General features: G+C 75.6%; 9 protein-coding genes. 5 read left to right on the top strand and 4 right to left on the bottom strand.

Annotated features, from left to right (window positions below; translation table 11 throughout):
* Positions 1-93: 93 nt before the first annotated feature.
* Positions 94-795, bottom strand: a complete 702-nt coding sequence (locus HNR70_RS08660) for a TetR/AcrR family transcriptional regulator (RefSeq protein WP_184325296.1) — start codon at positions 793-795, stop codon at positions 94-96.
* A gap of 115 nt (positions 796-910) precedes the next feature.
* On the opposite strand from HNR70_RS08660, the gene HNR70_RS08655 reads away from it, so the two are divergent.
* Positions 911-4,372 carry a UrvD/REP family ATP-dependent DNA helicase gene (locus HNR70_RS08655; protein WP_184325295.1) on the top strand — a complete coding sequence of 1,154 codons (3,462 nt, stop codon included), beginning with the start codon at positions 911-913 and terminating at the stop codon, positions 4,370-4,372.
* On the top strand, positions 4,369-7,761 hold the full coding sequence (locus HNR70_RS08650) for an ATP-dependent helicase (protein ID WP_184325294.1): 3,393 nt from the start codon (positions 4,369-4,371) through the stop codon (positions 7,759-7,761). The genes HNR70_RS08655 and HNR70_RS08650 overlap by 4 nt, the downstream gene beginning before the upstream one ends.
* 59 nt (positions 7,762-7,820) lie before the next feature.
* Here HNR70_RS08650 and HNR70_RS08645 read toward each other — a convergent pair whose 3' ends face one another.
* Positions 7,821-8,780, bottom strand: a complete 960-nt coding sequence (locus HNR70_RS08645) for a phosphotransferase (RefSeq protein WP_184325293.1) — start codon at positions 8,778-8,780, stop codon at positions 7,821-7,823.
* 48 nt (positions 8,781-8,828) lie between these two features.
* Between HNR70_RS08645 and nudC the strand changes: the two genes are divergently transcribed.
* Entirely contained in the window at positions 8,829-9,734 is a 906-nt protein-coding gene (gene nudC, locus HNR70_RS08640) for an NAD(+) diphosphatase (RefSeq protein WP_184325292.1), read from the top strand.
* 45 nt (positions 9,735-9,779) lie between these two features.
* Here nudC and HNR70_RS08635 read toward each other — a convergent pair whose 3' ends face one another.
* The gene (locus HNR70_RS08635) at positions 9,780-10,532 is read right to left on the bottom strand and encodes an SDR family oxidoreductase (RefSeq protein WP_184325291.1); all 753 of its coding nucleotides are present in this window, start codon (positions 10,530-10,532) and stop codon (positions 9,780-9,782) included.
* 233 nt (positions 10,533-10,765) lie between these two features.
* Here HNR70_RS08635 and HNR70_RS08630 point away from each other — a divergent pair, with 233 nt between their 5' ends.
* Both HNR70_RS08630 and HNR70_RS08625 read left to right on the top strand, forming a co-directional pair.
* Positions 10,766-12,925 (top strand): ATP-dependent DNA helicase UvrD2, encoded by a 2,160-nt coding sequence (locus HNR70_RS08630; RefSeq protein ID WP_184325290.1) that lies wholly within the window; start codon positions 10,766-10,768, stop codon positions 12,923-12,925.
* A gap of 319 nt (positions 12,926-13,244) precedes the next feature.
* Entirely contained in the window at positions 13,245-13,556 is a 312-nt protein-coding gene (locus HNR70_RS08625) for a WhiB family transcriptional regulator (RefSeq protein ID WP_184325289.1), read from the top strand.
* A 263-nt stretch (positions 13,557-13,819) separates the two neighbouring features.
* Here HNR70_RS08625 and HNR70_RS08620 read toward each other — a convergent pair whose 3' ends face one another.
* On the bottom strand, positions 13,820-13,978 hold the full coding sequence (locus HNR70_RS08620; protein ID WP_010551122.1) for a DUF5679 domain-containing protein: 159 nt from the start codon (positions 13,976-13,978) through the stop codon (positions 13,820-13,822).
* Positions 13,979-14,512 lie beyond the last annotated feature (534 nt).

Here is a 14,512-nt window from a genome sequence, read left to right as displayed (position 1 = left end):
CGAGTCTACGGCGCGGCCGCGGGCCTCGCGGCGGCGTACGCCGCAGGCGGAACGACACGGGGTGCGCGGGGTCGTGCGCGGTTCCGCGCCGACTCAGCGGGCGTCCGACGGCTCCGCGGCCTCCGCGTCCGACGGCTCCGCGGCCGACCGCTCTTCGGCGTCCTCGCCGGGCGGCTGCGCGGCAGGGCTGCCCTCGGCGGGGATCAGGTCGAAGCCGCTCAGGCCGTGCACCACGGTGGTGGTCATCGCCGAGAGGATCTCCTCGCGCATCTCGTCCCCCTCGGCATCGTGCAGGATCTGCGCGGTCGTCTGGGCGACGGCGATCAGGCCGCGGCCGAGCGTGCGCGCCTGGACGGTGCTCAGCCGGCGGTAGGAGGTCAGCACCCCCGCCAGCTCGATCGACAGCGCGTCCAGCACCTGCTCGACCCGCTCCTGGACCGCGTCGGAGATGACCTCGTGCCCGGTGAACAGCCGCAGCGAGTTCTCCAGCGCCACGAACTCGTAGAAGCGGTGCAGCGCGTCGCGGACCCTGCCGGTGGTGTCCCCGGCCTGGAAGGTGATCGCGCGGACCTCGGTGAGCATCGACTCACCGATCACGTCCAGCACCTCCACGTAGAGCGTCTCCTTGGAGCGGAAGTGCTGGTAGAGCACGGGCTTGGTGACCCCGGCGGCGGTGGCGATGTCATCCATCGACGTGGCCTGGTAGCCCTTCTCGGTGAACACCCGGGTGGCCAGGCGCAGCAGCTGCGAGCGGCGCTGCTCTCGGGGCATCCTGCCGGTGGCGGGAGCGGTCATGGGATCAGCCTCCGATGCGGGGTGTGCAGGACTTTCGTGATCCAGGACACTCTACCGCCGTGCGGGTGCGCGACGGACCCCCTCACCTGTCGGCCCGGTGCGGTGGAATGGGGGTATGCGACGCACCGGCACACCGTTCGAGGAGGGCATCCGACTGCTCGGACCCGACCTCGCCGCGCTGCCGGCCCTGCATGCCGCGGATGCGCTGGACGCCCCCCAGCGCGAGGCGCTGGAGCGCTTCCTCGCCGGGTCCGACGTGCTCGTCCACGGCGGGCCGGGCAGCGGCCGGACCGCCCTCGCGCTCGTCGCGGCAGACGGGGCCGCCCGTGCGCTCGGCGCGGAGGAGACCCTCCTGCTGGCGCCGCGGCGCGTCGCCGCCGGTCGGCTGCGCGATGCGATGGCGGTCCACGGCGCGGCCGGGGTGCGGGCCATGACCCCGCCCGCCCTCGCCCACGCGATCGCGCGGGCCGACGCGCTGCGTCGCGGCCTCGGCGAGCCGACCCTGGTCACCGGCGCCGAGCAGGACGCACTGCTGGCCGAGCTGATCGCCGAGCGCGACACCTGGCACCTGGACGTCGATCCCGGAGCCCGCACCCTGCCCGGCTTCCGCACCGAGCTGCGCGACCTGATCACCCGTGCCGGGGAGCTCGGCCTCACCCCTGCGGAGCTCGCCGCCCTCGGCCTCGAGCACACCCGCCCCGCCTGGCGCGATGCCGCGGCGCTGCTGCGCGACTACCTCGGCGTGCTGGACCTGGAGGCCTCCGCCGCGCTGGACGCCGGTCCGCGCCTGGACTCCGGTGCGCTAGTGCGCCGCGCCGCGACGCTGCTGCTGCGCCCCGGCACCCCCGCGCCGGCCCGTGCCGTGATCGTCGACGACGCCCAGGACCTCACCGTCTCCGGCCTCGCCCTCGTCGCGGCGCTCGCCGCCGGCGGCGCGCGGGTGCTCGTGCTCGCCAGCCCCGACGAGGCGGTGGACACCTTCCGCGGCGCCCTGCCCGATGCCGCGGACCGGCTGCGCACCCGCCTGCCCCGCCCCGCCGCCGAGGTCACCCTCACCGGCGCCCCCGGCCGCCGCGCCGAGATCACGGCGCTCGTCGACGCGCTGCGCGGCCGCCTCCCGCTCGCGGGTGCCCCGGCCGCCTCCCGGCGCCCGCGCGTGGTCATGCGCGCGGTCGCGGACGCCGCGGTCGCGGCGGGGGAGCCCACCGGCGCGGCCCACTCCGACGGGTCCCCCGCCGGCATCGCCCCCTGCGACGCCGCCACCGCCTCCCGCGCCGCGGGGCTCGTCGCCCTGCGCGCCGGGGACCCGCTGGACGAGGCGCGGCTGATCGGCTCGGCCCTGCGGGACCTCCACCACCGCGAGGGCGTCGACTACGACGACATGGCCGTGGTGTGCCGCTCCGGCGCGGCGGTCGCCGACGTGGCCGACCTCCTCGCCCGCACCGGCCTGCCCGTGCGGATCCCGCGCCGCCCCCAGCCGCTGCGGGACGTTCCCGCCGTCGCCGATCTCCTGCGCATCCTCGAGATCGGCCTCGCGCCCGACGGCACGGCGCTGGACCCCCTCACGGCCTCCGAGCTGCTGCGCGGCCCCTTCGGCGACGCCGACGACCTGCGCCTGCGCCGCATCCGCCGTCTTCTGCTCGCCGCCCACCGCCGCGCCGAGAACCCACCCGCCGTCGACGAGGCCCCGTCAGCCGGAGAGGCCCCGTCGGCCGCGGCGAACCCGTCGGCCGAGGACCCCGAGCCGACCCCGCCGGCGGAGGCCCCGTCGGCCGAGGACCCCGCGCTGGCCGCGGATCCCGCACCGCCGGTCTCGAGCGCCGAGCTGCTGGCCCGCGCCCTCGTCGAGCCGGACGTCCCCGGCCTGCCCGATCCCGAGGCGCGCGACCGCGCCGCCGCGCCCGTGCACCGCGTGCGGGCGATGATCGCCGCCGTGCGCGCGCACCGCGACCAGGACGCCGAGCAGGTGCTGTGGCAGGCCTGGGACGCCTCCGGCCTCGCCGGGGGCTGGCGGCGCGCCGCCCTCGGCGACGCCGGGGACGCCGACGGGGCCCGCGCGCGGCTCGCCGCGTCGCGCCTGGACGCGCTGCTGGAGCTGTTCGCCGCCGCCGAGCGCCTCACCGAGCGCCGCCCCGGGGCGGGCGCCCTGGACCTCGTCGAGCAGATCCGCGGCCAGGCCGTCGTCGAGGACACCCTCGCCCCGGCCGCCGGGGCCCGCGGCCGCCTCGCCGTGCTCACCCCGGCCCAGCTCGCCGGAGAGCACCGCGACACCGTCGTGCTCGCCCGCGTACAGGAAGGGGCATGGCCCGACCTGCGCCTGCGCTCGACCCTCTTCGGCGCCGCCGACCTCTCCCTGCTCACCGGACTGCGCGGCGCCCGGCCCGACATCTCCGGCCCCGATCCCGCGGATCCCGCCGTCGGCCCCGAGGAGCTGCGCGCCCTTCAGCGCGATCAGGTCCTCGCCGACGAGCTGCGTCTGGCCGTCAGCGCCCTCGCCCGCGCCCGCACCCGCGTGCTCGTCACCGCCGTGGAGGACGAGCAGTCCGAGCCCTCCGCCCTGTTCGAGGTGCTCGAGGAGCAGGCCCGCCGCGACCCCGCCTCGTGGGTGGACGCCGAGACGCTGCGCCTCGACCCCGGCCCCGCCCCCGACGCGCGCCGCCTCGTCGCCGCCCTGCGCCGCCGCCTGCGCGACCCCGACCCGGACCGTGCCCGCGACGCCGCGCTCGCGCTCGACGCCCTCGGCCGCGCCGGCGCCCCCGGCACCGACCCCGCCCGCTGGTACCACCAGGCGCCCAGCTCCACCGCGCCCCTGCACGACCAGGGCGAGACCATCATCCTGTCCCCGTCGGCCCTCGAGCGCGCCGTGGACTGCCCCCAGTCCTGGCTCATGGAGCGCGCCGGCGGCACCCGCGCCGGTGGACCCGCCCAGCTGCTGGGCACCGCGCTGCACCTGCTCGCCCAGACCCATCCGTGCGGGGAGGGCGACCTCCTCGGCGCGCTGCACACCCTGCTGCGCGGCATGCCCGGCACCGACACCTGGTCCGGCAGGCGCCGCGTGCGCCGCGCCGAGGACTCCGCCCGCCTGCTCGCCGAGCACCTCGCCGGCGCCGCGGGGGAGCCGCTCGCGCTCGAGGCGCCCTTCGAGGTCGACCTCGGCCGCGTCCGCCTGCGCGGCAGCATCGACCGGATCGAGGGGGACGCGACCGGACTGCGGGTCGTGGACCTCAAGTCCGGACGCACCGCCAAGTCCGCCGCGAAGGCCGAGGAGGACCTGCAGCTGGCCGCCTACCAGGCCGCCGTGCGCGAGGGCGCGCTCGCCGAGCAGCTCGGCGAGGACGCCCCCGAGCGGCTGAACGGCGCCCAGCTCGTCTACGTCGGCACCGGCGGGAAGAAGGCCGCCGTGCGCACCCAGGGCGCGCTCACCCGCGCCGATGACCCCGCATGGTTCGACGACCTCGTCGAGGCGGTCTCCCGCGATGTCTCCGGCGCCCAGGTCACCGCCCGGCGCAACGCCCACTGCGACCACTGCGCCGTGCGCGCCAGCTGCCCGCTCCAGCCCGAGGGGGACCAGCTGTGACCACCCCGCCCCGCCCCACGGAACCCCGCCATACGGCGCCCCGCCACACGGCCGCGGAGCTCGGCGCCCTGCTCGAGCAGCCCCCGCCCACCGCCGAGCAGACCGCCGTCATCGAGGCGCCGCTGGTGCCGATGCTCGTCGTCGCCGGTGCCGGCTCCGGCAAGACCGAGACCATGGCCTCCCGCGTGGTGTGGCTGATCGCCAACGGCATCGTCGAACCGCGCCAGGTGCTGGGCCTGACCTTCACCCGCAAGGCCGCCCACGAGCTCGGCGAGCGGATCCAGAAGCGGCTGGCGGCCCTCGCCGCCGCGCTGCGCACCGAGGGACTGGACCTCCCGCCCGGCCTCGAGCGCGGCGGCGACGAGCTGGTCGGCCAGCGCCCCGTGGTCCACACCTACAACGGCTTCGCCCTGGACCTCGTGCGCGAGCACGCCCTCGCCGTCGGCATCGACCCCGAGCTGACCATGATGTCCACCTCCGCCTCCTGGCAGCTCGCCCACGAGATCGTCGAGGGCTGGGACGACTCCCTGGACCTCGAGGCGTCCCCGGCGACCCTCACCGCCGCGCTGCTGTCGCTGACCAGCTCGCTCGCCGACCACCTCGTCACCCCCGCCCAGCTCGAGGAGCACCTGCGCGAGATCCGCACCCACCTCTCCCAGATCCCCCTGCAGGTCGAGGGCCGGCGCCGCACCACCCCCAAGGAGGTCGCCAAGGTCCTCACCGCCCTCGATGCGCGCCTCGCGCTCATCCCGCTGCTCGAGCGCTTCGCCGAGATCCGCACCTCCACCTCCTCCCTCGACTTCGCCGACCAGGTCTCCCTCGCCGCCCGCGTGGCCCGCGAGGTCCCCGCCGCCGGCGCCCTCGCCCGCCGCATGCACCGCGTGGTGCTGCTGGACGAGTTCCAGGACACCTCCGTCGCCCAGCTGCGCATGCTCACCGACCTGTTCGGTCCCGGCCACGCCGCCTGCGCCGTCGGCGACCCGCAGCAGGCGATCTACGGCTGGCGCGGCGCGTCGGCCGCCTCGCTCGCAGGCTTCGCCCGCGCCTTCGCGACCGACACGCAGCCCGTCCTCCAGCGCACCCTGTCGACCTCCTGGCGCAACGACGAGGCCGTCCTCGCCGTCGCCAACCGGCTCGCCGCCCCGCTGCGCGAGGCCGACGCCGGCATCGAGATCCCCGAGCTGCACCCCCGGCCCGGGGCGGGGGAGGGCGCCGCCGAGATCCTCGAGGCGGCCGACGAGCGCGCCGAGGCGCGCGCCATCGCCGACTGGGTCCTCACCCGCCGCGCCGAGGACGAACCCGGCGCCCCGCCCGCCTCCGCCGCGGTGCTCGTGCGCGCCCGCCGCCAGATCCCCGCACTGGTCGCCGGGCTCGAGGAGCGGGGCCTCGTCGCCGAGGTGGTGGGCCTCGGCGGGCTGCTGCACCGCCCCGAGGTCGCCGACGTGCGCGCCCTGCTCGCCGCCGCCCACGACCCCGGCCGCGGCGACGCCCTCATGCGCCTGCTCACCGGGTCCCGGCTCCGGCTCGGCGCCCGGGACCTCGCCGTGCTCGGGAAGTGGCGGGACCGGATGGGCTCGCGCCGCCGCGGGGAGCGCGGCCGCCCCGGCGAGGAGGACGAGGCCGAGGCCATCTCCCTCGTCGACGCCGTCGACGACCTACCGCCCGAGGACTGGACCGACCCCACCGGCCGGGCCCTGACCGCCGAGGGCCGCGCCCGGCTCACCCAGATCCAGGGCATGCTGCGCGAGATGCGGCGCCTGCTGCCCCTGCCCCTGCCGGACCTCGTCACCGCCGCTACCCGCCTGCTTGAGGTGGACCTCGCCCTGCTGGAGACCGACCCCGGCTCCCGCGCCCTCGCCGACCTCGAGGCCTTCCGCGACCACGCCGCCGCGTTCGAGCGCACCGCCCGCCGCGGCGGCCTCGGCGCCTACCTCGACCTGCTCGAGATCAGCGAGGACGAGGAGGCCGGCCTCGCCGTCACCGCCGCCCCCGAGACCGCCCACGACCCCGCCGCCGTCACGATCGTGACCATGCACTCGGCCAAGGGCCTTGAGTGGGACCTCGTCGCCGTCGCCGGCCTCACCGAGGGCACCGTCCCCTCCTACGACCTGCGCCGCGCGAGGACCGACGAGACCGGACGGGTGCGGGTCCCGGCCGACGGATGGCTCGGGAAGCTGGCCTCCGCCTCCGTCCCCACCGCCCTGCGCGGCGATGCGGACACCCTGCCCGAGCTCGCCTGGGCGGAGGCCGACACCCAGGTCGACGCCGAGGCGCTCATCGAGGACTACCGCTTCGCCCAGGGGGAGGAGTCGCTGCGCGAGGACAGGCGGCTGATGTACGTGGCGGTCACCCGCGCCCGCCGGCGCCTGCTGCTCACCTCCGCCGCCTGGCGGGAGGGCCTCGCCTCCGCCCGGCCCCGCTCCCGCTACCTCACCGAGGCCGCGCCGCTGGTCCCGGACGCCTTCCGCACCGCCCAGGAGGTGCCCGAGCAGAACCCGCTGGAGTCCGAGCGGCCCACCGCCGCCTGGCCCCCGGCCCCCGGCCCGGCCGAGCACGAGCGCGACCGCGCCGCGGCCCTGCTCGCCGAGGCGGCGGCGGAGGCCGCTGCGTCGGCGGAGATCGCTGCGTTGGCGGAGGTCGCTGCGGCGCCCGAGGACAGCCCCGCCGAGCACCGCGGGGGCCGGTCGGCCGTGCCCGCGCTCGCCGATCCGCAGCTGGCCGAGCTGGTACGCCGCGCGATCGTCGACCTCGAGCAGCGTGCCGCCGCGCCGGTCGTCCACTCCCCGCCGCGGCTGTCCGCCTCCCAGGTGGTGCAGCAGGCGAAAGACCCGCGCGCCGCCGCGATCGACCTGCTGCGCCCCCTGCCGCGCCGCCCCTCCCCGGCCGCGGCACGCGGCACCGCCTTCCACGCCTGGCTCGAGACCCGCTACGGCTCCGCGAGCCTGCTGGACCTCGAGGACCTCGCCGTGCTCGAGGACGAGGCCGAGCAGGGTCCGCTCGTCGACGCCCGCGCCCTGCGCGAGGCCTTCGACGCCTCCGAATGGGCCCACCGCTCACCGCTGGCCGTCGAGCAGCCGGTCACCACCCGCATCGGGGAGATCGCCGTGCGCGGCATCATCGACGCGGTCTTCGCCGACCCCGAGGGGAGCGACGGCAGCGAGGGCGTGCTGATCGTGGACTGGAAGACTGGGCACATGCCCCGCCCCGCGCAGCTGCGCGAGCGGTCCCTGCAGCTGTCGCTGTACCGCCTGGCCTGGCACGAGCGGACCGGTCTGCCGCTGTCGCGGATCCGCACCGCCTTCCACTTCGTGGCCGACGGGATCACCCACGAGGTGCGCCGCCACCCCTCCCGCGAGCGGATCGCGGCGATGCTGTCCGGGCAGGAGTGAGCCCCCGCCGGGCCGTGCGGGAGGTGGTGCGGGAAGCAGTGCGGGACGGAGCGGAGGACTCAGCCGTCCTCGCGCGCGCTCATCTCGTCGTAGGCGCGCTCGGCCTCATCCCGGGCGAGCTGGGCGAGGTCCGCGTCGAGGTCCGCGATCATCCCGCGGGCGTCGGCGACGATGACCTCGTCCTCGACCTCGAGGCCGTGCTCGAGCCATTCGGCCACCGCGAACTCGCCGAGCGCCTGGGCGCGCTCCATCAGCCGCGGATGGCTGTCGGTGGGCAGCTCCTCGCGGTACGCGGCGTACAGCTCGTCGAACCGCTCGGGATCCAGCGAGGAGACCAGCCAGGCCAGGTCCGCGGCGGGATCGCCGACGGTCGAGGAGGACCAGTCGCGCACCGCGCTGATGCGGTGCCCGGAGACGAACAGGCACTCCTCGGACAGGTCCCCGTGCACGAACTGCGGGGCGAAGTCCCACAGCCCCGCATCGGAGAGCAGACCCTCCCAGCGCTGCGCCACGGCGGCCGGCAGGTGCCCAGCGGCGTGGACCCGGTCGATGCGGGCGCGGTGGCGGGCGTGCAGCGTCTCGGGGGTGTAGGACTCGACCCCGGCCGCCTCGGCGGCATAGCGGGGGACGGTGTGGATGCGGGCGAGGACCTGGCCCAGCGAACGGGCGGCCTCGGTGCTGTCCTGCAGGTCGTCCAGCATCAGGGGACGGCCGACGGGGGCCTCGGTGACGGCGCAGCGACCGCCCTCGGGCAGCTTCACATAGCCCAGCACCGGCGGGATCACGGTGCGCAGCGGGGTGCCGGTGAGCGCATCGGCGATCCGCAGGTCGCGCTCGAGCCGGACCCCGGAAGCGGTCGTCGAGGGGGAGAGGACCATGAGGCGGCGCCCGTCCTCCGCGACGACCCCGGCGACGTCGAGATCCTCGGCCGGGGTGGCGATCGTCGAGGTCCTCACCGGGACCAGTCCGGGGACCGCGGCCGCAGCGAGGGCGGCCAGGGAATAGGAGTTGCGATGCACCCGTCCACCGTACCCGGCCCGCGACGCGCAGACGGCTAGGCTCGGAGCATGGCGACGCTCCGTGGACCACATCTCAGCACCCCTCTGACCCTTCCCGGCTCCGACCGCGACGCGCTGCTGCGCGGCGACGAGGGCGTCCTCGCCCCGGGGGAGGACGCCCGCTATCTCGTCACCCGCGCCGGCGCCGTCGCCCTCTCCGAGGACGAGAACGGCACGCTGCACGCCGTGCTGGAGGTCGAGGACCCCCGCGGCGGCAGCACCCAGCCGCTCGTGCTGCTGGGCCGCCGCGACGGTGTGCGGGTGCTGGCCGTGGAGATCCCCGAGCCGAGCCCCGAGCTCGACGATCCCGGACGTGATCTCCGCGACCTCCGGCGCGTCGCCGACCAGCTGGCCGAGAAGGACGCCGACATCGCCGCGGCCGCCGTCGCCATGGGCGCCTGGCACCGCTCCATGAAGCACTGCCCCCTGTGCGGCGGGGTGCTCGAGCCCGAGATGGCCGGCTGGGTGCTGCGCTGCCGCGAGGACGGCATCGAGCAGTTCCCCCGCACCGACCCCGCCGTGATCATGGCCGTGCGCGATGGGCGGGACCGCCTGCTCCTGGCGCGCAACGCCCACTTCCGCGGCCGCTTCCACTCGGTGCTGGCCGGGTTCGTGGAGCCGGGGGAGAGCCTCGAGAACTCGGTCGCGCGCGAGGTCGCCGAGGAGGTGGGCGTCCACGTGACCGAGGTGCAGTACATGGGCAGCCAGCCCTGGCCCTTCCCCCGCTCGCTCATGCTCGGCTACCGCGCCTGGGCCCCGGAGGCGGGTGAGCTCACCCTCCAGGACGAGGAGATCGCCGAGGCCCGCTGGTTCACCCGCGAGGAGCTCACCGCCGCCGTCGAGGCCGAGGAGATCGAGCTGCCCGGCCCCGCCTCCATGGGCCGCGCCCTCATCGATGACTGGCTGCGCGGGTAGACCGCGGGCTGAGACCCGCGTTCCCCGTCGGCCGACGGGCCCGGGTCAGAGCGCGCCGAGCGCCCGCAGCGCCTCGCGGAACCGGGCCGGCTCCTCCTCGACGGGGACGAGGTCCCGATCGAGCACGCCGTCCGGGGACCCCGGGACGTCGGGGCGCAGCGCCGCGAAGTCGTCCGTGAGGTCCTCCTGCTCGGGGCCGGTCCCCGCCGCGAGCTCGAGGGTCTTCCGGGCCGCCGCGTCCAGCCGCAGGCTGTCCACGAGCACGCGCGCGATCTCGTCGCGGGCGAGGACGCCGTCGGCGGGGCCGCCGGACCGCTCGGTGTCGCCCTGGCGCATGACGATCCGGCGCTCGTCGGGGTCGTTGTAGTCGAACCAGCCAGGACGGACGATCGTGTACTCGTGGCCGCTCGCGCGCACGAGCTTCTCGCCGCGCCGCTTCCACGCCGCGTAGGCCACTCCCGGCCGGGTGGTCCCGACCGCGGTCATCAGCGCGATCCGCACCCGCCTGCCGTCCAGGGCGGCGAGGACGTTCACCACTCCGGCGTAGTCGATGTCGCGCACGTCGGACTCCCGCGTGGTCGAGCCGTGGGTGAGGACGACCGCGTCGATCCCGCGGACCGCGGGCTCGAGGGTGTCCGGACGCGTCAGGTCCCCGACGACGAGCTCCGCCGCGTCGGGCAGGGCAGCGGCCCGGTCTCGGTCGCGGACGAGCGCGCGCACCTCGTGGCCCTGGCGGAGGGCCTCGATGACGGAGAGGCGGCCGATGCTGCCGGTGGCGCCGACGATCAGGATCTTCACTGCGCGGTCTCCTTCGGGGTGGGGGTCTGCTGCGGGGTGGGGGTCTGGGGAACTCCGGGGCTCGTCGCACCATCACACCCCGAGCCCCGGGCAGGGGCCAGTGGCCGCTGGTGCGGGTACCGCCAATACCACCCTCCGCGGGAACCTCGGCCGACGGATCCCGCACGATGTGGCGGACCCGTCGTCCACAGCGCCCCGCGGGGCGTCGGTGCCCCCTGGCAGGATGGGAGGCGATGACCCACCCCGCAGCCCCGCAGACCCCCGGCACCTCCGACGCACCCGCCGCCCCCGCGGCCTTGGCCGGCCCGGAGGCGCTGCTCGCCGGGCTCGACCCCGAGCAGCGCCAGGTTGCCGAGAGCTTCGGCACCCCGCTGTGCGTCCTGGCCGGCGCCGGCACCGGCAAGACCCGCGCGATCACCCACCGCATCGCCTACGGCGTCTCCACCGGGCAGCTGAACCCCCGTCACGTCCTCGCCGTCACCTTCACTGCCAAGGCCGCCGCCGAGATGCGCTCGCGCCTGCGCGACCTCGGCGTGCCCGCCGTGCAGGCCCGCACCTTCCACTCCGCCGCGCTGCGCCAGCTGCGCCACTTCTGGCCCCGCGTCGTCGGCGGACCTGTGCCCGAGATCCTCACCAGCAAGTACGCCGGCGTCGGCGAGGCCTGTCGGCGCCTGCACCTGAGCGTGGACCGCGCGGCGCTGCGCGACATCGTCGCCGAGGTGGAGTGGTCCCGCGTCTCGATGCTCACCCCCGAGTCCTACCCGGAGGCGGCTGCCGCGACGCGTCGGCCGGGCGTGGCCGGCTTCGACGCCCGCTCGATCTCCCGCATCCTCACCCAGTACGAGGAGGTGAAGAAGGAGAACGGCGTCATCGACTTCGAGGACGTGCTGCTGCACATGGTCGGCTTCCTCACCGAGCGCGGCGATGTCGCCCGCGAGCTCCGCGCCCAGTACAAGCACTTCGTCGTGGACGAGTACCAGGACGTCTCCGCCCTCCAGCACGCCCTGCTGCGGCTGTGGCTGGGCACCTCCGACGACCTGTGCGTGGTGGGCGACGCCGCCCAGACCATCTACACCTTCGCCGGCGCCCGCGCCTCCTACCTGCTGGACTTCCGCAGCGAGTTCAAGCGCGCCCGCACCATCCGCCTCGAGCGCAACTACCGCTCCACCCCGCAGATCGTGCGGATGGCCAACACCGTCCTCGACGGCGCGCAGGGCCGCACCCGCGCCGGCCGCCTCACCCTCGTCTCCCAGCGCCCGAGCGGACCGCCGCCGCTGGTGGAGTCCTTCCCCGACGACACCGCCGAGGCCGACGGGATCGCCGAGCGGATCGCGCACCTCGTCTCCGAGGGCCGCTCCGCCGCCGAGATCGCGATCCTGTTCCGCACCAACAGCCAGTCCGAGGTCTTCGAGCAGGCCCTAACCGCCCACGGCATCGGATACCTGGTGCGCGGCGGGGACCGGTTCTTCGAGCGGCAGGAGGTGCGCCGCGCCCTGGTCGCACTGCGCGCCGCGACCCGCGTCGAGCAGCTCGACCCCGCCCGGGCCGTGCGCGACATCCTCTCCCAGCAGGGCTGGGCCCCGACCCCGCCGGACACCACCGGCGCCGTCCGCGACCGCTGGGACTCGCTGAACGCCCTCGTCGGCCTCACCGACACCGTCACCTCCCGGCCCGGCACCACCATGGTCGACGTGGTACGCGAGCTCGAGGAGCGGGCCGAGGCGCAGGCCGCGCCCGTCGTCGACGGCGTCACCCTCGCCTCCGTCCACGCCGCCAAGGGCCTGGAGTGGCCGGTGGTGTTCGTGGTCGGCGCGAGCGACGGCCTGCTGCCCATCTCCATGGCGCGGACCCCCGCGGAGATCGAGGAGGAGCGGCGGCTGTTCTACGTCGCCCTCACCCGCGCGAAGGACCTGCTCACCGTCAGCTGGGCCGCCGCCCGCACCCCCGGTGCGCGCGGCTCCCGCAAGCCCTCCCGCTTCCTCGACGGGGTGCTGGACCATCCCGACTCCCCGCGCACCGCCCCCGGCGCCGGCCCCCGCCGCACCGGGCGCCGCTCCGCGACCGTGTACGCCGAGTGCCGGGTGTGCGGGCAGGGCCTCGTCTCCGCCGCCGAGCAGCGCCGCGGCCGCCACGACGGCTGCCCCTCACCGGCGGGGGAGGACCTCCTCACCGCCCTGCGCACCTGGCGCCGCGAGCAGTCCGCCACCCGCGGCGTGCCCGCCTACGCCGTGCTCACCGACGCCGCCCTCGAGGCCGTCGCCGAGCGCGCCCCGCGCACCGAGCATGAGCTGCTCGCCGTGCCCGGGATCGGCCCCTCCAAGGTCCAGGGCTACGGCGAGGCGCTGCTGCGGCTGCTCGCCGAGCACGCCCCGACATCCGGCGCGAAGGACTGAAACCGCAGGTCGAAAATTGCTTCTGCATCTCGTGGGCGGGGTGTAGAGTGCCTGTTGTCAATCGTTGAGAGTCGTGGGCCGGGGCACCGGGACACGCGCACTGAAAGGGGGTGGGCACCGTGATGAACATCTGGAATCTCGCAGGCACGGGACTGCGCGCCTTCGGCGCGCCCTCCCTTCTGCCGCGCGAACGGGGCGTTGCCCCCACGGTGCCCAGCCTGAGCTGACGAGGCCTTCCCTCGCTGCCGGCGCGGCGCCGAAGCCGTGCCCCTGCCCCCTGCGGGCTCGTCCTTTCCGACGACTTCGAAGCAGCGAGACGATGACTTCTCTACTCACCACTTTCTCCACCACCGCGGAGACCTCCGCGGACATGTTGCCGTGCCACGACCTGGACGCGGCGGACCTCTTCTTCTCCGAGCGCCCCGCCGAGCTCGAGCAGGCCAAGCGCCTGTGCGCCGACTGCCCGCTGATCGAGGAGTGCCGCCAGGGCGCCCTGGAGCGCTCCGAGCCCTGGGGCGTCTGGGGCGGCGCGATCTTCCAGGACGGCAGCATCATCGCCGTCAAGCGCGGCCGCGGCCGTCCCCGGAAGCACCCCTTGCCCGCCGAGGACCCTGCGCGCGACGCCGCGTGAGGTGCCGGGCGCTGCGGGGGGGAGGGGACGGGAAGACATGCGAAGGGCGGGGCTCCGTGATGGTGCCCCGCCCTTCGTGTGCGGTCTGAGCGTGGTCGGGATCAGGCTCTGTCTTCCGCCTGATCTCCTACCGCTCGTGCCTCGCAGTACGTCGATCAGGCTCTGTCTTCCGTCTGATCTCCTACCGCTCGTGCCTCGCAGTACGTCGATCAGGCTCTATTGACCGCCTGATCTCCTACCGCTCGTGCCTCGCAGTACGTCGATCAGGCCTTGCCGAGGATCCGGTTCAGCTTGGTGCCGCACTCGGGGCACACGGCCTTGGCCATGCGCCGACCGTTGGAGACGACGACGTTGCCCTCGGCCTCCCGCTTCTCGCGGCACTTCACGCAGTAGAACTCTCCGGCATAGGTCTCGTCGGCCATGTCCGCTCCTCGTTGTTTCGTGAATGATGATCGATCCCCGGACGCGCGGCGCTCGCCGCGAGGCCGGGACCGGACCACTGTAACGGGGTGGGCACGCACGGCCGAATCGGCGCCGTCCACGGCGCGGCGCGCTCACAGGCACGGCGGCGGTCGGATAGGGGTGCGGGGAGGGGCAGTGCCCGAGCTGACCGGCTCGTCGCGCGCTTCGGGTCATGGGGGCTCCGTGGAGCCGAGGAAGTGCGCGCGACGAGCCGATATCGGAGGCCCGACGGCAGCGTGAGGCCTGAAGGGCCGTGGAACCCCGGGGGCGCTCAGCACCACGCGCACCTTCCCCGTGTGCGTCCTGCTAGTTATCCCGGGGTCCCACGTGGAGGGAAACGTAGCCCCTGCACACCGGGCGGGTCAAAGACGGGTCGGGGACCCGTTGTGGACAACCTCCCCCATCCTGTGGACAGAGTGCCCACAGCGGTGCGACCACTGTGGAGGACGCGACATCGTCCCCGGTCACGGGGCGCTGACCGGCCACTTTGCGGT

Source organism: Brachybacterium aquaticum (assembly GCF_014204755.1).
Lineage (GTDB): Bacteria > Actinomycetota > Actinomycetes > Actinomycetales > Dermabacteraceae > Brachybacterium > Brachybacterium aquaticum.
This window is presented reverse-complemented; position numbering and strand designations above follow the sequence as displayed.